The 17,122-nt window shown below is 70.8% G+C and carries 19 protein-coding genes; 15 read left to right on the forward strand and 4 right to left on the reverse strand.

Annotated elements, in window-relative coordinates; translation table 11 throughout:
- Positions 1–5: 5 nt before the first annotated feature.
- Complete coding sequence (locus tag BA062_RS12520; RefSeq protein ID WP_110336212.1) at positions 6–791, reverse strand: SDR family NAD(P)-dependent oxidoreductase; 786 nt, start codon at positions 789–791, stop codon at positions 6–8.
- A 177-nt stretch (positions 792–968) separates the two neighbouring features.
- Between BA062_RS12520 and BA062_RS12525 the strand changes: the two genes are divergently transcribed.
- Genes BA062_RS12525 through BA062_RS12540 form a run of 4 tightly spaced genes read left to right on the forward strand, consistent with a single transcriptional unit; the run spans position 969 to position 3,620 of the window.
- On the forward strand, positions 969–1,799 hold the full coding sequence (locus BA062_RS12525) for a mycofactocin-coupled SDR family oxidoreductase (RefSeq protein WP_110336213.1): 831 nt from the start codon (positions 969–971) through the stop codon (positions 1,797–1,799).
- 19 nt (positions 1,800–1,818) lie between these two features.
- Entirely contained in the window at positions 1,819–2,016 is a 198-nt protein-coding gene (locus tag BA062_RS12530; protein ID WP_110336214.1) for a ferredoxin, read from the forward strand.
- Complete coding sequence (locus BA062_RS12535) at positions 2,013–3,230, forward strand: cytochrome P450 (protein WP_110336215.1); 1,218 nt, start codon at positions 2,013–2,015, stop codon at positions 3,228–3,230. Before BA062_RS12530 ends, BA062_RS12535 begins: the two co-directional genes overlap by 4 nt.
- A 3-nt stretch (positions 3,231–3,233) precedes the next feature.
- Positions 3,234–3,620 (forward strand): nuclear transport factor 2 family protein, encoded by a 387-nt coding sequence (locus BA062_RS12540; protein ID WP_110336216.1) that lies wholly within the window; start codon positions 3,234–3,236, stop codon positions 3,618–3,620.
- A 29-nt stretch (positions 3,621–3,649) separates the two neighbouring features.
- Here the strand turns inward: BA062_RS12540 and BA062_RS12545 are convergent, their stop codons facing one another.
- From BA062_RS12545 to BA062_RS12555, 3 genes are read right to left on the reverse strand one after another with little or no spacing between them, the layout of a single operon-like run.
- Positions 3,650–4,417 (reverse strand): SDR family NAD(P)-dependent oxidoreductase, encoded by a 768-nt coding sequence (locus BA062_RS12545; protein WP_110336217.1) that lies wholly within the window; start codon positions 4,415–4,417, stop codon positions 3,650–3,652.
- Positions 4,418–4,427: 10 nt separating this feature from the next.
- Positions 4,428–5,459, reverse strand: a complete 1,032-nt coding sequence (locus BA062_RS12550) for a phosphotransferase family protein (RefSeq protein WP_110336218.1) — start codon at positions 5,457–5,459, stop codon at positions 4,428–4,430.
- Positions 5,456–6,649 (reverse strand): acyl-CoA dehydrogenase family protein, encoded by a 1,194-nt coding sequence (locus tag BA062_RS12555; protein WP_110336219.1) that lies wholly within the window; start codon positions 6,647–6,649, stop codon positions 5,456–5,458. Before BA062_RS12555 ends, BA062_RS12550 begins: the two co-directional genes overlap by 4 nt.
- Before the next feature lie 116 nt (positions 6,650–6,765).
- On the opposite strand from BA062_RS12555, the gene BA062_RS12560 reads away from it, so the two are divergent.
- From BA062_RS12560 to BA062_RS12610, 11 genes are all read left to right on the forward strand, one after another.
- Complete coding sequence (locus BA062_RS12560) at positions 6,766–7,362, forward strand: TetR/AcrR family transcriptional regulator (protein WP_110336220.1); 597 nt, start codon at positions 6,766–6,768, stop codon at positions 7,360–7,362.
- A gap of 66 nt (positions 7,363–7,428) precedes the next feature.
- Positions 7,429–7,632 carry a hypothetical protein gene (locus tag BA062_RS12565; RefSeq protein ID WP_110336221.1) on the forward strand — a complete coding sequence of 68 codons (204 nt, stop codon included), beginning with the start codon at positions 7,429–7,431 and terminating at the stop codon, positions 7,630–7,632.
- A gap of 110 nt (positions 7,633–7,742) precedes the next feature.
- A complete protein-coding gene (locus BA062_RS12570) occupies positions 7,743–9,023 on the forward strand; it encodes an acyl-CoA dehydrogenase family protein (RefSeq protein WP_110336222.1) in 1,281 nt (426 codons plus the stop codon).
- Entirely contained in the window at positions 9,020–10,039 is a 1,020-nt protein-coding gene (locus BA062_RS12575; RefSeq protein WP_110336223.1) for a phosphotransferase family protein, read from the forward strand. Before BA062_RS12570 ends, BA062_RS12575 begins: the two co-directional genes overlap by 4 nt.
- Before the next feature lie 101 nt (positions 10,040–10,140).
- Complete coding sequence (locus BA062_RS12580; protein ID WP_110336224.1) at positions 10,141–11,172, forward strand: LLM class flavin-dependent oxidoreductase; 1,032 nt, start codon at positions 10,141–10,143, stop codon at positions 11,170–11,172.
- On the forward strand, positions 11,169–12,749 hold the full coding sequence (locus BA062_RS12585; RefSeq protein ID WP_110336225.1) for a long-chain-fatty-acid--CoA ligase: 1,581 nt from the start codon (positions 11,169–11,171) through the stop codon (positions 12,747–12,749). Before BA062_RS12580 ends, BA062_RS12585 begins: the two co-directional genes overlap by 4 nt.
- Entirely contained in the window at positions 12,746–13,864 is a 1,119-nt protein-coding gene (locus BA062_RS12590) for an LLM class flavin-dependent oxidoreductase (protein ID WP_110336226.1), read from the forward strand. The genes BA062_RS12585 and BA062_RS12590 overlap by 4 nt, the downstream gene beginning before the upstream one ends.
- 30 nt (positions 13,865–13,894) lie before the next feature.
- Positions 13,895–14,695, forward strand: coding sequence for an alpha/beta fold hydrolase (locus BA062_RS12595; RefSeq protein ID WP_110336227.1), 801 nt, complete (start codon positions 13,895–13,897; stop codon positions 14,693–14,695).
- Positions 14,692–15,408 carry an SDR family NAD(P)-dependent oxidoreductase gene (locus BA062_RS12600; RefSeq protein ID WP_110336228.1) on the forward strand — a complete coding sequence of 239 codons (717 nt, stop codon included), beginning with the start codon at positions 14,692–14,694 and terminating at the stop codon, positions 15,406–15,408. Before BA062_RS12595 ends, BA062_RS12600 begins: the two co-directional genes overlap by 4 nt.
- A 122-nt stretch (positions 15,409–15,530) precedes the next feature.
- The gene (locus BA062_RS12605; protein ID WP_110336229.1) at positions 15,531–15,956 is read left to right on the forward strand and encodes a nuclear transport factor 2 family protein; all 426 of its coding nucleotides are present in this window, start codon (positions 15,531–15,533) and stop codon (positions 15,954–15,956) included.
- Positions 15,957–15,994: 38 nt separating this feature from the next.
- Entirely contained in the window at positions 15,995–17,080 is a 1,086-nt protein-coding gene (locus BA062_RS12610) for an LLM class flavin-dependent oxidoreductase (RefSeq protein ID WP_110336230.1), read from the forward strand.
- Positions 17,081–17,122 lie beyond the last annotated feature (42 nt).

The raw sequence follows: 17,122 nt of genomic DNA on the forward strand, positions 1-17,122 counted from the left end.
CCCTTTCACCACAACGACTCTCCCCCATCCACGACCACGTTGGTACCCGTCACGAACGACGCCGCCGGGTCCGCGACGTAGAGCACGCCCTGCGCGACGTCGGCGGGCAGTCCGGCCCTGCCCAGCGGGGCCAGTTCGGCACCCAGTTCCTCGGCCTTCGGGTTGTTGGCCAGCGCCATCGGCGTCACCACGAGGCCGGGTGACACCGCGTTGACGCGGATGCCCAGTGGCGCGAGCTCGTACGCGGCCACACGCACCAGCTGGTTGAGCCCGGCCTTCGTGCTGGAGTAGGGCAGCGTGCCGGGCCGCGCCCCCTGAGCGCGAATCGAGGAGACCACCACGATCGAGCGGTTCTCCGCCGGCCGGTCGCGCATGAGCTTCGCGGCGGCCTGCGTGCAGCGGAACGTACCGGTGAGGTTGGTGTCCACGATGCCGCGCCAGTCCTCATCGGACACCTCGAGAAACGGCCGGAAGATCCCGTAACCGACGTTGGCCACGAAAACGTTGAGCACGGACAGCTCGGCCGCGAGGTAGCCGAACAGGTCGGCCACGCCCGCGCGATCGGCCGTGTCGGCCACGACCGTCTCGACCCGCTGCCCCTCCCCCGCGTGCGCGCGCAGCCGCCCTGCGGCGTCATCGAGCGCCTGTTTGTCGCGCGCGGCGAGCACCACGTCGGCTCCCTCCGCGACGAACAGCTCCGCGATGCCGAAGCCGATGCCCTTGCTGCCACCGGTGACCACGGCTTGCTGCCCACGCATCCGGCCGGTGCCGTTACCCCTGGCTACTGACATGTGCGACCTCCATCGGCTCACCTGGCAGAGGACGGTAATCCTCATGAGGAAGTTCTCGCAAGCCAGCGAAACATCATGAGGAATATTGACAGCCTGTGGCGTGGGCCACTACCGTCTCGCCGCAATCGTGGTTTCGGAAATCACGCCGACATCGGCGTCGGAATGAAATGAGGGACTATGGGACGGGTATCCGGGCGCGTCGCGCTGATCACCGGGGCCGCTCGCGGGCAGGGCCGGTCCCACGCCGTGCGGCTCGCGCAGGAGGGTGCCGACATCGTCGCCGTCGACCTGTGTCGAGACCAGCCGGAGCTGCTGTACGGCCAGGGCACGCCGGACGACCTGGCCGAGACGGTACGGCTGGTCGAGAAAGAGGGCCGCCGCGTCATCGCCAGGGCGGGCGACGTGCGCGACCAGACCACTATGGACGCCGTGGTCGCCGAGGCGCTCGGCGAGTTCGGCAAGATCGACATCCTGGTCTCGAACGCCGGGATCGCCAACCAGAGCGCGGCACACGAGCTCACCGACAAGCAGTGGGACGACATCCTCGGCACCAACCTCGTGGGGGCGTTCCACGCGGCGAAGGCCGTGATCCCGGGAATGCTGGAGCGGCGCAGCGGCTCCATCGTCTTCGTCAGCTCCACCGTCGGCCTCCGCGGCGTGCCGGGCATGGCCCACTACGGCGCGTCCAAGCACGGTCTGCAGGGGCTGATGCTGAGCCTCGCCAACGAGCTCGGCCCGAGCGGGATCCGGGTCAACTCCGTCAACCCCGGCACCGTCAACACGCCGATGGCGATGAACGACACGTTGCTCAAGATGTTCATCCCCGACGTCGAGAACCCCACCGAAGAGGATGCGGCGAAGGCGTACGGCACGCTCACGCTGCTGCCCGCCCCGTGGGTCGAGCCCGAGGACGTCAGCAACGCCGTGCTGTGGCTCGCCTCCGACGAGGCCCGGTACGTCTCGGGCGTCGCCATTCCCATCGACTGCGGGCAGCTCGCCCGCGCCTGACCCAGTACAGGAGCCAGCCATGCGCGCACAACTTCGAATCGACCTCGGCATGTGCCAGGGGCACGGGCGCTGCTACGAGATCGCGCCCGATGTCATCGACGCTGACGACGACGGGCTCGCGGTGCTCACCAGCACCGAGCCCATGGACGCCGCCAGGGCCAAGGAGATCGCGGGCACCTGCCCCGAGTTCGCCATCGAGGTGGAGGACGCATCGTGACCACCGAGCAGCCGAGCACCGGGAAGAAGCTCTGCCCGGTCGACGTCTGGTCGCCCGAGTTCAACGCCGAGTTCTGGCAGACCATCGGACACCTCCAGCAGAACGCCTCGCTCGGGGTGCACACCCAGGGCAGCACGCCGTGCTACTTCGCGACGCGGTTCGCGGACGTGTTCTCGGTGCTGCGCGACACCACGACGTACTCGTCCGAGCACGGCGTCGCGATCCTCGGCGGCGACAACCGTGCAGAGCCGCCGAAGAACGAGGGCCGGTTCCTGCCCGAGGACCTCGACCCGCCGGTGCAGACCGACTGGCGGAAGCTGATCGACCCGTACCTGACCACGAAACGTGTATCGGAGTACGAGCCCACGATCCGCGCGGTCACCGACGAGCTGCTCGACGCGGCACTGTCCGCCGGCCGCTTCCATGTGATGGCCGACTTCCTCCGGCCGCTGCAGCTGAAGGTCGTCTTCTCCGAGATCCTGCACCTGCCGGGCAGCGAGATCGACGACTGGATGCACTGGAGCCACGACCTATTCGTCGGTGAGACACCGGAGATCGCCGGTGCGGCGTTCGTGAGCATCAACAAGGCGGCCGAGGACCTGGTTCGCGAGCGCATGGCCAACCCGCTGCCCGACGACCTGGTGAGCGCGGTCTGCGCGGTCACCGAGATCGGTGGCAGGGAGCCGACGCTGGCCGAGCGTACGGCCGTGGTGGTCCCGCTGGCCATCGCGGGCACCGAGTCGGTCGGCACCGTGCTCGGCGGCATCGTGCATCATCTCGCGAGCCATCCGGACGACCTGGCCGAACTGGCCGGCGACCGGAGTCTCGTGCCGGCCGCCGTCGAGGAGGGCCTGCGCATGTTCGCGAACGTCACGGCGCTGCAGCGAACGGCCACCGTGGACACCGAGCTGGCCGGGGTGCCGCTGGAGGCCGGGGCGAAGGTGTGGACGAGCTACAACGGCGCCAACCGCGACCCGGAGCGCTTCCCCGACCCGCACACGTGGAACCTGCACCGCGACGAGGTGCGGCACGTCGCGTTCAGTGTCGGCCCGCACCGCTGCCTCGGCGCCAACCACGCGCGGCTGATGATGCGCACCGCACTGGACCGGCTGCTGGAGCGGGCTCCGCGCTTCCGGCTCGCGCCCGGCCAGGACATCCAGCATTTCTCCATGCCGACCCGGGGCATCCACGAGTTCTCGATCGAGGTGAGCTGACCCATGACAGCACCGGACCAGGCCCTGCTCGACCGCGCACACGCGGTGGTGGCCGCGTGGAACGCGCTCGACTACGACGCCCTGCGGGAGCTCGTGCACGAGGACGTGACCGTCGTTCACCAGAACCGCGGCGTCGGCGCGCAGGGCCGCGAGAAGATGTTCGCGACGATCGACGCGATGGGCAAGGCGTTTCCTGACCGCTCGATCGGCAAGACCACGCGCTGGGCGGTCAGCGGCCGCACGGTCTTCCGCGAGACCGTGTGGCAGGGCACGGCGGCCGTCGACGTGCCCGGCTTCGGCAAGGCGGGCGAACACTGCTCGCTCAACGTCGCCTCGCTGATGACCTTCGGCGACGACGGCCGGCTCGTGGAGTGGTGCGACTACGGCTGACGCACCGGGCACTGGGCCGCTGCGGCGGCTCAGTGCCCGGACATGCCACCGTCCACGGCGAGCGTGACGCCGGTGATGTAGGACGACGCCGGGCTCGCCAGGAACACCACGGCCGCGTCCAGCTCGTGCTGCACCCCGAGCCTGCCCAGCGGACTGGTCTGCTTGAGGAAGGGCAGCAGGACGTCGTCGGGGATCTCCTCCGTCATCTCGCTGGCGAAGTATCCCGGCGCGATGGCATTGACCCGGATTCCCTTACGGCCGGACCACTGCTGCGCGAGGTCGCGGGTGAGCCCGAGCACGCCCGCCTTGCTCGCGGCGTAGGCGGCCTGCGGCGCATACGACTTGACCAGTGCCAGCACACTGCTGATGTTCACGATGCTCGAACCGGGCCCCATCACCCGGCCGCAGGCCTGGGCGGCCCAGTAGGCACCATTGAGGTTGACGTCGATCACGCGGCGGAACTCGTCGGGAGACTCGCGCAGCGCCGGCACGGCGGTGCCCACCCCCGCGTTGTTCACGAGTACGTCGACGCGGCCGAACTCCGCGGTCGCCGCCTCGGCCAGCGCGGTGCAGCTGTCCGGGTCGGTGACGTCGGCGGCGACCGCCAGCGCACGCCTTCCCTCCGCGCGCACCTTCCCGGCGACCTCCGACAGCCGGTCGGTCCGCCGCGCCGCGAGCACCACGTCGGCGCCCGCCTGGGCGAGCGCCACCGCGAACCCGGCGCCCAGTCCCGAGCTGGCACCCGTGACCACGGCGACCTTGCCGTCGAGGCGGAAGAGGTCGAGTACGTTCGGCACGGCATCTCCTTCAGGAATTCGTTGCCAGCACGCGGAGTCCGGCGGCGGCCAGCGGGGCCACCGCCTCGCCCACGCGCTCGAAGCCCGACCCCCTGGTCAGGCCCTGCTGGAACCGGGCGTGGATACCCTCGGCGATCACGGCGATCTTGAAGTAGCCGAGCCCGAGGTAGAAGTCGAGGCGGCCGATGTCCCGTCCGGCCACCTCCGCGTACCGCTGCGCGAGCTGGTCCACCGGTGGCAGGCGGTCGCTCGTGGACGGTGCGGAGCCCGCGAGCACGGGCGCGAACGCGGGGTCGGCGTAGACGAGGTGCAGGCCGAGGTCGGCCAGCGGATCGCCGAGCGTCGCCATCTCCCAGTCCACGATCGCCAGCACGCGTCCCGGGTCACCGGGGTCGAGAATGGCGTTGTCGATCCGGAAGTCGCCGTGCACGATCGACGCGCCGCTCTCGGGCGGGCACCGGTCGGCGAGCCGGGCGTGGAGGGTCTCGATGTCGGCGAGCGGGCGAGTGCGCACGCGTTCCCACTGATCGCGCCAGCGCCGCACCTGGCGCCCCAGGTAGCCCTCCGGGCGCCCGAAGTCGCCGAGACCCACCTCGTCCGGCGCCACGGCGTGCAGGCGGGCCAGCGCGTCCACGAGACCATGTGCGCAGCGCGCGATGTCCGCATCGGAGAGTGCGTGCAGCTGCTCGGTGGTGCGCAGCACGGTGCCCTCGACGTACTCGACGATCGAGCACGGCACCCCGAGCACGTCCGCCTCGGCGAACGCGACGGCACGCGCGACCGGCACGTCGCTCGCCCCCAATGCGGCGACCACCCGGTACTCGCGGCCCATGTCGTGCGCCGACGGCGTGAGCCCGCCCAGCGGCGGGCGGCGCAGCACCCAGCGCCGCCGTCCGTCGGAGAGCAGGTAGGTGAGGTTCGACCGCCCGCCCTGCAGCAGCCGGCCGTTCAACGTGCCGCCGAAGCCGGGGACGTGCTCGGCGAAGAACGCCTCCAGCGCGGGCAGGTCGAGTCCGTCCAGTGTGGACTGGTCGGCGCTCATCGGGCCGCCTTCGCGTCGTGGCGCCGCAGGACCCGCCGGGCGATGGCCCAGCGATGCGTCTCGGAAGGCCCGTCGTAGATCCGGAAGGGCCGCACCTCCCGCAGGAACCGGCCCAGCAGCAGGTCGCCCGAGATGCCCAGCGATCCGCAGATCTGCACCGCGCGGTCGACCACGCGCCAGATCGCCTCGGCACAGAACGTCTTGGCGATCGACGTGGACTGCGACGCCGAGCGACCCTGGTCCAACTCCCAGCAGGCCTGCAGGATGAGCCCCCTGCACGCGGCGATGTCGATCTCGCTGTCGGCGATCAGCTGCTGCACCATCCCCAGCTCACCGAGGCGGGAGCCGAACAGCTCGCGCTCCGCGGCGCGCGCGACCGCGATGTCCTGAGCGCGCCTGGCGATGCCCAGCCAGCGCATGCAGTGCGTCATCCGCGCGGGCCCGAGCCGCACCTGGGCGTAGCGGAAGCCTTCGTCGACCTCGCCGAGCACCGCCTCATCCGGCACCACGCAGTTGTCGAAGACGAGCTCGATGTGCCCGCCGTACAGGCTCTCGTCCAGCGTGTCGATGTGCCGCACCGACGTCATCCCGGGGTTGTCGGCGTCGACGAGGAACATGGTCGCTCCCCCAGTCTCGCCAGGCTCACCGGATGTCCTGGCCATGCAGATGGCGAACCCGGCGCCGTCCGCGCCGGTGATGAACCACTTGCGGCCGTCGATGCGCCAGCCACCCGGCACGCGGGTGGCGCGGGTGGTGAGGGCGCCCGGGTCGGAGCCCGCCCCGGGCGCGGGCTCGGTCATCGCGAAGCACGACCGGATGTCCCCCGTCGCGAGCGGCCGGAGGTAGCGCTCCTTCTGCTCGCCGGTCGCGATCGCCTCGAGCATGTGCATGTTGCCCTCGTCCGGCGCGGCGATGTTGAGGGCGAGCGGGCCCAGCAGCGAGTAGCCGGCTTCCTCGAACACGGCGGCCCGGCCACGCATGTCGAGCCCATGCCCGCCGTACTCGGTGCCGACGTGCGGGGCGAAGACCCCGGCGTCCTTCGCACCGGACTGCAGCGCCGCCCGGATCTCCTCCGACCGCGCGACGCCGTCGTTCGCCTCCTCGACGGGGATCACCACCTCGCGGACGAACTCGGCGGTGCGCCGCGCGAGCTCGGCGACGTCCGGGCTGGGGGTGAGGTCGACGGCCATGACGCCTCCACGCTAGCTAATGGATATTAGCCGTGACGGTAGTGGCCTTCTCTGACGGAATCAAACACAGCTCCGGAGTCCGCTAACATGAATTAGCTCGCGGAGAGGGAGATGACGTGGACCGGTTCGCCGACATCCGGACGGCGGCGCTCGAGCTGTTCACCCGCAAGGGATACGAAGCCACGACGATGGCCGACATCGGCGCGGCGGTCGGGATGCGCGCCCCGAGCCTGTACAAGCACGTCGACTCCAAGCAGGACGTCCTCGCGCGGCTCATGACCGCCACGATGACGGAATTGCTCACCGCGCACCGCGCGGCCGTCGGCACCACCACCGACCCCGTGGAACGCCTGCGGCGCGCCACCGAGGCCCACGTCCGCTACCACGCGCGGCACCGGCTCGAGGCGTTCGTCGGCAACCGGGAGATCCGCGCGCTGGTGGAGCCCCATCGCGGCCGGGTGCTGGCCCTGCGTTCCGAGTACGAGGCCGCGTTCCGCGAGCTCGTCGAGGCGGGCGTCGCCACGGGTGCCTTCCAGGTCGCCTCGGTCAAGCTCGCCTCCTACGCGATCCTCGACCTCGGCATGGGCGTCGCCGTCTGGTACCGCGAAGACGGCGAATACAGCGAGGACACGCTGGTGTGGCAGTACAGCGCCTTCGCGCTGAGCATCGTCGGCGCTGCCGGCGCGGCAACCCGTCAGGTGGAACCTTCTTGAGTTCCCGCATGCGGCGAGTGACATTTAGGTCACGCAGTGTCGCCAGTCGCATGGAGGAGACCGGAGATGGGAATCTGGGCCGGGGTCGCACGCGCGCTCGACAAGTCCGCCGACAAGGTCGCCACCCGCAAGGGCAAGGTGGTGCGGACGACGAAGAAGGTGGTCGACGGGCTCTGTGTGGGGTGCCTGCGCCCGACCGGCAAGCAGCAGTGCGGGGTTCCGTGCTGCGGCCGGACCCAGTGCATGCGCGTGGTGATCGAGCGCATCTGACCCCCGCTGTGGGAGTCCACAAAGCCCGCCACCGCGAGTGGTGGCCTCCGGGCCTGCGACGTTCCTAGCGTTGATCCGCATTCATCGACAGCGGATCGAGAGGGCGGCAGATGACCTGGGACTTCTCCACCGAACCGGAGTTCGCGGCGAAGCTGGACTGGGCGCGGGACTTCGTGCGCGAGGAGATCTACCCGCTCGAGGTGCTCGACCTGGACCACGCCGGGTTCCGGAGGCTCGCCGCTCCGTTGCAGCAGCGGGTCAAGGAGCACGGCCTGTGGGCCGCCCACCTCGGTCCCGAGCTCGGCGGCCAGGGGTACGGGCAGCTGAAGCTCGGTCTGCTGCACGAGATCCTGGGCACGAGCGAGCTGGCGCCGTACGTCTTCGGCTGCCAGGCGCCGGACTCGGGCAACGCCGAGCTGCTCGCGCTCGCCGGCACCGACGAGCAGCGTGCCCGCTGGATGCACCCGCTGCTCGACGGGACGCTGCTGAGCGCGTTCTCGATGACCGAGCAGGGCACCGGCTCGGACCCCCGGCAATTCACCACCTCGGCAAGGCTCGACGGTGACGAGTGGGTGCTGAACGGGCGCAAGTGGTTCGTCGGCAACGCCTCGCGCGCCGACTTCCACATCGTCATGGCGGTCACCGAGCCCGACGCGCCGCCGCACCACCGCATGTCGATGCTCATCGTGCCGACCGGCGTTGCCGGCATCGAGACGCGCGAGCTCGGCCTCATGAACGACCCGGAGCATCGCAACCCCGTGTGGTCGCACTGCGAGGTCGGCTACCACGACGTGCGGGTGCCCGCGGAGAACCTGCTCGGCGGGCGCGGCGAGGCGTTCGCGCTCGCCCAGAAGCGGCTCGGTCCCGGACGCATCCACCACTGCATGCGCTGGATCGGCGTCTGCCGCAGGGCCTTCGACATGCTGTGCGAGCGTGCCGTGAGCATCGACGTGCACGGCAGCCTGCTCTCCGAGAAGCAGACCGTGCAGAACTGGGTGGCCGACTCGGCCGCGGCGATCGAGTCGGCCCGCCTGCTGACGCTGCGGACGGCGTGGAAGATCGACCAGGTCGGCGCCAAGGAGGCCCGCACCGACATCGCGATGATCAAGTATCACGGCGCGACCGTGCTGCACGACGTGATCGACCGGGCGATCCAGGTGCATGGATCATTGGGCTTCTCGACAGACCTGCCGCTGGAGCAGATGTACCGCTGGGCGCGCGCGGCACGGATCTACGACGGTCCGGACGAAGTCCACCGCGTGACGGTCGCGAAACGGCTGCTCAAGAAATACTCGGCCCGCACAGTCCCGACCGAGCACGTCCCGACCCGGCGCGCCGCGGCGCTGGAGCGGTTCCGGGGGCAGCTCGACCTCGCGCTGGCCGCGCAATGACCGCCACGGCATTGGACCGCCCGGTCGCGGACTGGCTCACCGGGCACACCGGCAGGCCGGGGCCGTGGGAGCTGCGCCGCCTCACCGGCGGCAACTCCAACGAAACCTGCCTCCTGACGTGCGCCGACACCGAGTACGTGCTGCGGAGGCCGCCCCGCCACGCGCTGTCGGCCTCCGCGCACAGCGTCGCCAGGGAACACCGGCTGCTCGCCGCGCTGGAGCACACCGCGGTCGCCGCGCCGCGCCCGGTCGCGCTGTGCGACGACGCGGGCGTGCCGATGGCGCCGTTCCTGGTCATGGAGCACGTACCCGGCGCGGTGTCGATCACCAGCGAGCTGCCGGAGGCCTACCGCGGACACCCGGACGCGCTCACGCGGCTGGCCGACGAGGTCGTGGACGTGCTCGCGGCGATCCACCTCGCGGACTGGCGGGCGGCGGGGCTCGGCGACTTCGGCCGCCCGGCGAACTTCCTCGAACGGCAGGTGCCCCGCTGGTACCGGCAATGGGAGGGCATCGCCCGCCGCCCGCTGCCCATGCTGCCGCGCGTCGCCCGGTGGCTGGAGGAGAACCGTCCCGACGAGGGCCCGCCCGCGCTGCTGCACGGGGACTTCCACCTCGACAACTGCCTGTTCTCGGTGGACGAGCCCCGGCTGCTCGCCGTGATCGACTGGGAGCTGGCCACGATCGGCGATCCGCTGCTCGACCTCGGGCTGCTGCTCGCGTTCTGGGGCGAACGGCCCCGCCCCGGCATGCCCGCCATTCAGGCCGTCTCGCGCCTGCCGGGCGCGCCCACCCGCGAGCATCTCCTCGCGCGCTACCGCGACGCGGTGGGCAGGCCCGTGGAGAACATCGGGTACTACGTCTGCCTGGCGCTGTTCAAGCTCGCGGCCATCGTCGAGGCGGCCTACTCGCAGTACCTCGCCGGCGAGCTGGACACCCCCTACGCCGCGGCGCTGGAGCACGACGTGCCCGCGCTGCTGGACGAGGCGGCCGCCGCGGCGGGCCTCGGCGCGTGATTTGGAGTTCTCCACAACCACAGCCTCCGGTTCGCCTTGGGCACCCCGCGCCCGGCGGGGCACGCTCGACGGGCACCGGCAACGTCGACAAAGGAGACGGCGTGAGCGAGCAGGACCGCACCTTCGGACTCTGGTACGACTTCCGCAACCCCGAGCGCTGGCATCGTCCGTTCAGCACCCTCTACCGGGAGGCGCTCGACCAGATCGCCTGGGCCGAGGGGCTCGGCCTGGGCTCCGTCTGGCTGACCGAGCACCACTTCTGCGACGACGGCTACACGCCGTCACCGTTCGCGCTGGCGGCGGCGATCGGTGAACGCACCTCCACGATGACGATCGGCACCAACCTCATCGTCGCTCCCCTGCACAATCCCGTGCGCCTCGCCGAGGACGCCGCCACGGTCTCGTTGCTCACCGGCGGCCGGTTCGAGCTCGGGGTCGGCCAGGGCTACTGGGCGCCGGAGTTCGCGGCGTTCGAGCGCGACCTGCGCCACCGGCCGAGCCTGCTCGAGGAGAGCGTCGCGCTGATCCGCCGGGCGTGGGACGGCGGCGACGAACCGTTCGAGGGCAAGCGGTTCCGGCTGCCCTCGGTGCGCGTCACCCCGGCGCCGGAGCGGACGCCGAAGCTGCTCGTCGGCGCGATGGCCGACCGCGCGATCGAGCGGGCCGCCCGCATCGGCGACGGCTTCCTCAGCACCCAGAACGCCCACCATCAGTCCTATGTGGATGCCCTGGAGCGCGTCGGGAAGTCGCCCGAGGACGGCGAGATCTACGCGGGCCAGTGGGCGGTGATCGCGGAGGACCCCGAACGCGAATGGTCCCGGATCGGCGAGCACGCGCTGTACCAGCTGAACAACTACATCTCCTGGGGCGCCTTCGGCCCGCCGGACGAGGTCCCCCGCTTCACCGACCCGGGACAGATCCTCGAGGCCGGTGCCTTCCAGCTGTGGGACCCGGCCACGGCGGTCGACGAGCTGACCACGCTGCTGCGGGACCGGCCGCAGATCAAGGACGTCCACTTCTGGGCCCAGCTGCCCGGTGAGCCGGTGGACAGCGGCTCTGCGCGCGTGGAGCTCCTGGCCACGAAGGTGGTGCCGCAGGTGCGGCAGCGACTCGCCGTCGAGGTGGCGGCGTGACCACTCCCCTGCTGCTCACCGACCTGCTCGATCGCTCGCGGGAACTGTTCCCCGGCAAGGAGATCGTGCAGTACGGCGACGGCGGGCTCAGGCGCCGCTACCGCTACCGCGACTACTACGACCGGGTCGCCCGGCTCGCCGGCGCGCTGCGGGAGCTGGGGGTTCGGCCCGGCGACCGGGTCGCCACCCTGGCGTGGAACCACGATCGCCACCTGGAGCTCTACCTGGCCGTGCCGCTGGCGGGCGCGGTGCTGCACACGGTGAACCTGCGGCTGGAACCCGGCGAGATCGCCTACATCCTCGACCACGCGGACGACCGGGTCGTGGTGGCCGACACGGCGCTGCTGCCCGCGCTCGAGCAGGCGCGCGCGGCCCGGCCCGGCATGTTCGTGGTCGGCACGGACGGCAGCGCGCCGGGCGTGCTGGACTACGAGGACATGATCGAGACCGGTTCGCCGCTGTCCGGTCCGCCCGGCGTGGACGAGAACGACCTCGCCGCGCTCTGCTACACGTCGGGCACCACGGGCCCGCCCAAGGGCGTCGGCTACTCGCATCGCTCGCTGTACCTGCACACCTTCGCCGCGTGCCTCGCCGACGGGCACGCGATCAGCGAGCGCGACACCGTGTTGCACGTCGTGCCGATGTTCCACGCCAACGCCTGGGGCGTCCCGTTCGCCGCGCTGATGACCGGGGCGAACCAGGTGCTGCCAGGACCGCGCCCGGCGCCGCGGGACATCGCTCGGATCATCGAGGCGGAGCGGGTGACCTACACGGGCATGGTGCCGACCGTCGCCGTCGACCTGGCCCGGCACGCCCTCGCGCACGGCACCGACCTGAGCAGTCTCCGCGCGCTCGTGCTCGGCGGCTCCCCGCCGAGCGACGCGCTCGTGCGCACCTTCACCGAGGACCTCGGCGTGCCCGTGTTCCAGGGCTGGGGCATGACCGAGATCAGCCCGATGGGTACCTTCGCCAGGCCGCTGCCGTCGGCCGACGACGACCCCGCGGCGCGGCGGCGGTTCGTCCGCACCCAGGGCAGGCTGCTGCCGGGCCTGCGCTGGCGGCTCGTCGACGACGAGGGCCGGGACCAGCCGCACGACGGCAAGACCCCGGGCGAGCTGCTGATCCGGGGGCCGTGGGTGGCGAGCTCGTACTTCCGCGCCGAGCACCCGGAGAGCTTCGCCGACGGCTGGCTGCGGACCGGTGACGTCGCCACGATCGACCCGGACGGCTATCTGGAGATCGTCGACCGCGCCAAGGACCTGATCAAGAGCGGCGGTGAGTGGATCAGCTCGGTGGCGCTGGAGCAGGCGCTGCTGGCCGATCCGGCCGTGGCCGAGGCCGCTGTGATCGCCGTGCCGCACGAGCGCTGGCAGGAACGCCCGCTCGCGTTCGTGGTGCTCGACCGCACGGCCGACGGCACCGAGCCCGCGGGCCTGCTCGCCGGTCTCCGCGAGCGGGTGCCCCGCTGGTGGTTGCCCGAGCAGGTGCTCGTGGTCGAAGCGCTGCCGAAGACCAGCGTCGGCAAGCTCGACAAGCGCGCACTGCGCGAGAAGGCCCGCGCCGGGAGGTCCACGTGAGGTTCGGCGTCTTCTACGTGCTGGAGTGTCCCGACCACGACTTCTCCCGGGCCTACCGCGAGATGCTGGCGCAGATCAGCTACGCCGAGCACCTCGGCTTCGACGAGGTGTGGCTGGCCGAGCACCACGGCAGCGACTACGGGTCGATGCCCTCTCCGCAGGTCGCCGCCGCGGCGGTCGCCGAGCGCACCGAGCGGATGCGGATCGGCATCGCGGTCAGCAACCTCACGTTCGACTGGCCGGTGCGCGTGGCCGAGGACTACGCGATGGTCGACGTGCTCTCCGGCGGGCGGCTGGACTTCGGAGCGGGCCGCGGATACCAGCCCGGGGAGTTCCACAACATGGGCGTCGGGGACCGGCAGGACGTCAGCCGCGAGGTGTTCGCCGAGGCGCTGGAGATCATCCGCGGGCTGTGGAGCCGGAAAACCGGTGAGCCGTTCTCCTTCCAGGGCGAGCATTTCGACATCGACGCCGTGGAGTGCAGGCCCACGCCGGTGCAGCGCCCGACCCCGCCGATGTACGTCGCGTCGATCAGCCCGCAGACGTTCGACCTGGTCGCCTCGCAGGGCTACAACATGCTGATCACGCCGACCCTGATGACGCTGCCCGAGCTGAACCGGCTCGTGGTGGACATCAAACGCAAGCTCATCGCGGGTGGGCGCGACCCGCTGTCGCTGGACTTCCCGATGAACTGGCAGATCCATCTCGCGGGCAGCGCGGAGGAGGCCGTGGAGAACGTCGCGGAGCCGCTGGCCTGGTACTACCGCAACGTGCTCGACCTCGTGCCGAGCGGGCCAGACGTGCCCCGCACCTACGAGCGCTACGCCGAGCTGGTCGCCGCCTCGGAGGAGGCGGGCGGGCTGACGCTCGACGGCCTGCGGGAGAGCGGCGTGCTCTACGTCGGCGAGCCCGAAGGGCTGGTCGCCGAGATCGAGACGCTGCACCAGGAAACCGGGTTGCAGCACCTGATCTGCTGGATGCGCTTCGGCGGGCTCGCACACGAGAAGGTGCTCAGCTCGCTGGAACTGTTCGCCGAGCACGTCCTGCCGCGGTTTCGTGACCGGCCGCCGGTCGTGCCGCGGGCACTGCGCGACGAGGTCGCCGCGATTCGCTGAGCCGGTCCGAGAGAGAGAAAGGCGGAAAAAATGGCACACCTAGAGGTCGAGGGAAGCAGGCGCGTCTACTTCGAGCACCACCGAGGATCGGGCCGCCCGGTGGTACTGGTCCACGGCTGGGGCGCGAACGCCCGCTGCTGGGACACCGTCGCGCCCGCGCTGCGGGCAGGCGGTCACGAGGTGGTGCTGCTGGACCTGCGCGCGTGCGGCCGGTCCGACAACGACTTCGAGGACGTCTCGATCAGCGCGCTCGGCGCCGACGTCGCACTGCTCTGCGAGCGGCTCGGCCTGCGCCAGCCGGTGATCAACGGCTGGTCGCTCGGCGGCGCGGTCGCGGTCGACGCCGCCGCAAGGCTCGGCAGCGACGCGGGCGGACTGGTGCTGTCGGGCGGCGCGACGCCGCGCTACACCTCGGCGCCGGACTGGCCGCACGGCGGGACGCTCGACGACGTGCGCGGCGTGCTCGGCGGGCTCGCCGCCGACCGCGCCACCACGTTCCAGGGTGTCGCCGACGCGGTCTGCGCCGCGCCCGTCAGCGCCGAGGTGGTCCGCTGGCTGTGGGGCATGTTCCTGGAGATGGGGCCGCGTGGCGACGACTCGCTGTGGGACCTGGCCGAGATGGACCAGCGCGAGACCCTGGCCGGCCTGGACCTTCCGGTGCTGTCCCTGCACGGCACCGACGACGCCTTCGTGCCGTTCTCCGGGGCCGAGGCCGCGGCCGGCCTGTGCGGCGACGCGAAGCTCGTGGCGTTCCCCGGCTGCGGGCACGCACCGTTCCTCGAGGACCGCGACACCTACCTCGCCGAACTCACGGGGTTTCTCGCCCGATGAGTACCTGGCTGGTGACCGGTGGCTCCCGCGGCATCGGCCGCGCGGTGGTCGAGCAGGCCGCCGCGGCGGGAGCGGACGTCGCGACGTTCTCGCGCTCCCCCGCCGCCGACCGGGCGGGCCTGCCGGAACGGGTGCTCGAGGTGAAGACAGACGTGACCGATCCCGAGTCGATCCGCCGCGGCGTGGAGACGGTGCGCGAGCAGTTCGGCGGGATCGACGTGGTGGTCAACAGCGCCGGGGTGCACCGGGGCGGCCGTATCGACGGGATCGACCGGGAGTCCTGGGACGAGGTGCTCGCCACCAACCTCACCGGTGCCTTCGAGGTGTGCCGTGCCGTGACCCCCGTGCTGCGCGAAGGCGCGGCCGTGGTCAACGTGGGCGCGGTGGTGGGGCTGCGCGGCTTTCCCGGCGACGTCGCCTACGGCTCGGCCAAGGCGGGGCTGAGCGGGCTCACGCAGGTGCTGGCCGTGGAGCTCGCCCCGCGCGGGATCCGGGTGAACCTCGTCGTGCCCGGTTTCGTGGACACCGACATGACCGCGGGCCTCAACGAACGGGCCCGGCAGCGCGTGGTGGACACGATCCCGTTCGGACGGACGGGCACGGCTCGGGAGATCGCCGAGGTGATCGTGGCCGTGGCGCGCTCCACCTACATGACCGGCGCCACCGTGCCCGTGGACGGCGGTCTGCTCGCCACGTTCGGGGGAGGCAGGTGATGCGGCGTTGTGCCGACCTCCAACGGCCGTCCGAATCGGCTGTTCGCCGCGCCGGAAGCCGTGACTAGCGTCCGAGCAAAGAGTTCGATCGTTCAATATCGTTCAACGAGGAGCGACTGCTGATGACGACCGGCACCGAGACCAAGACCGTCGAGGAGCTCAACAAGGACACCGTCGCCTCGTTCATGGAGGTCTTCTCCACGGGCGACGTCGACAACATCCTGTCCTTCCTCTCCGAGTCCGCCACGTGGTGGGTGGCAGGCGGGTTGGACGGCATCTCCGGCACCAAGAGCAAGAAGGAGTTCGGGGAGATGCTCTCCGGGATCTCCGCGTCGACCGTCACCGGCGCCATCCGGCTCACGCCGCTGGCCTGGACCGCCGAGGGCGATCGGGTCGCCGTCGAGACCGAGTCCTATTCGGAGCTGAAGAACGGCCGCGTCTACAACAACCTCTACCACTTCGTGTTCGAGGTGCGCGACGGGAAGATCCAGAGCGTCAAGGAGTTCCTGGACACCGAGCACACCCGCGCGATCTTCCTGGCGCCCTGAGCGCGACGCCGAACACCTACCACAGAAAGGATTTCCCCATGGACGTCGGCATGCTGCTGGTCTTCCAGAACTGGTTCGAGAACGTCAGCGACGAAGAGGTCTTCACGCGCGAGCTGAAGATGGGCGTGCTCGCCGAGCAGTACGGCTTCGACTCGGTGTGGTCGGCCGAGCACCACTTCGACGACTACTCGATGTGCCCGGACAACCTGCAGATCATGGCCTACATAGCCGGCCAGACCTCCCGGATCAAGCTCGGCACGGGCGCGGTGATCCTGCCGTGGAACGACCCGCTGCGGGTGGTCGAGAAGGTCGTGATGCTCGACCACATGTCGAACGGCCGCGTGCTGTTCGGCATGGGCCGGGGCCTCGCGAAGATGGAGTACGAGGGTTTCCGGGTGGACATGAACGAGTCGCGCGGCCGGTTCGACGAGGCCGCCGCGATGATCATCCGCGGCCTGCGGGACGGCTACGTGGAGAACGACGGCCCGTTCTACCCGCAGCCGAGGGTGAACGTCCGCCCCGGTGGGACCCGCTCGTGGGACGGCAGGCTGTTCGGCGTCGCGATGTCGCCCGACTCGATCCCGGCGGTCGCCGACCTGGGCGCGCAGATGATGACGTTCATGCAGTACGACTTCCCCACCCACGTCGAGGCGCTGGAACGCTGGCGTGGCCTGCACCGGGAGAGGCACGGCACCGAGCCGGGACCCGCGCTGATCCAGGACTTCGTGTACTGCCACGAGGACCCCGAGGAAGCCAAGCGCATCGCGCACGAGCACATCTCGCGGTACTTCCTCTCCGTGATCAAGCACTACGACTTCGCGGGCTCCCACTGGCGGGAGACGAAGGGCTACGAGGCCTACCAGGTCGGCGCGGACATGATCCGCGAGGCCGGCATGGAGGCCGCGGCGAGCGCCTACGTCGACGCCAACGTCTGGGGGACCCCGGAGCAGATCGTGGAGAAGTACGCCGAGCGCGCCGAGATCGGCGGGGACTTCATGGCCAACGCCGCGTTCTGTTTCGGTGGCCTGCCGCTGGACAAGGCGGAGGCCAGCATGAAGCTCTTCGGCGAGAAGGTGGTGCCCGAGCTGCACAAGATGAAGGCCCGCACGCCCGCCGGAGTGTGAGCCCCGCCGTGGCCCCGGAAGCGATCCGGGGCCACGGCCCTG

Source organism: Prauserella flavalba, from assembly GCF_003202235.1.
Classification (GTDB): domain Bacteria; phylum Actinomycetota; class Actinomycetes; order Mycobacteriales; family Pseudonocardiaceae; genus Prauserella_A; species Prauserella_A flavalba.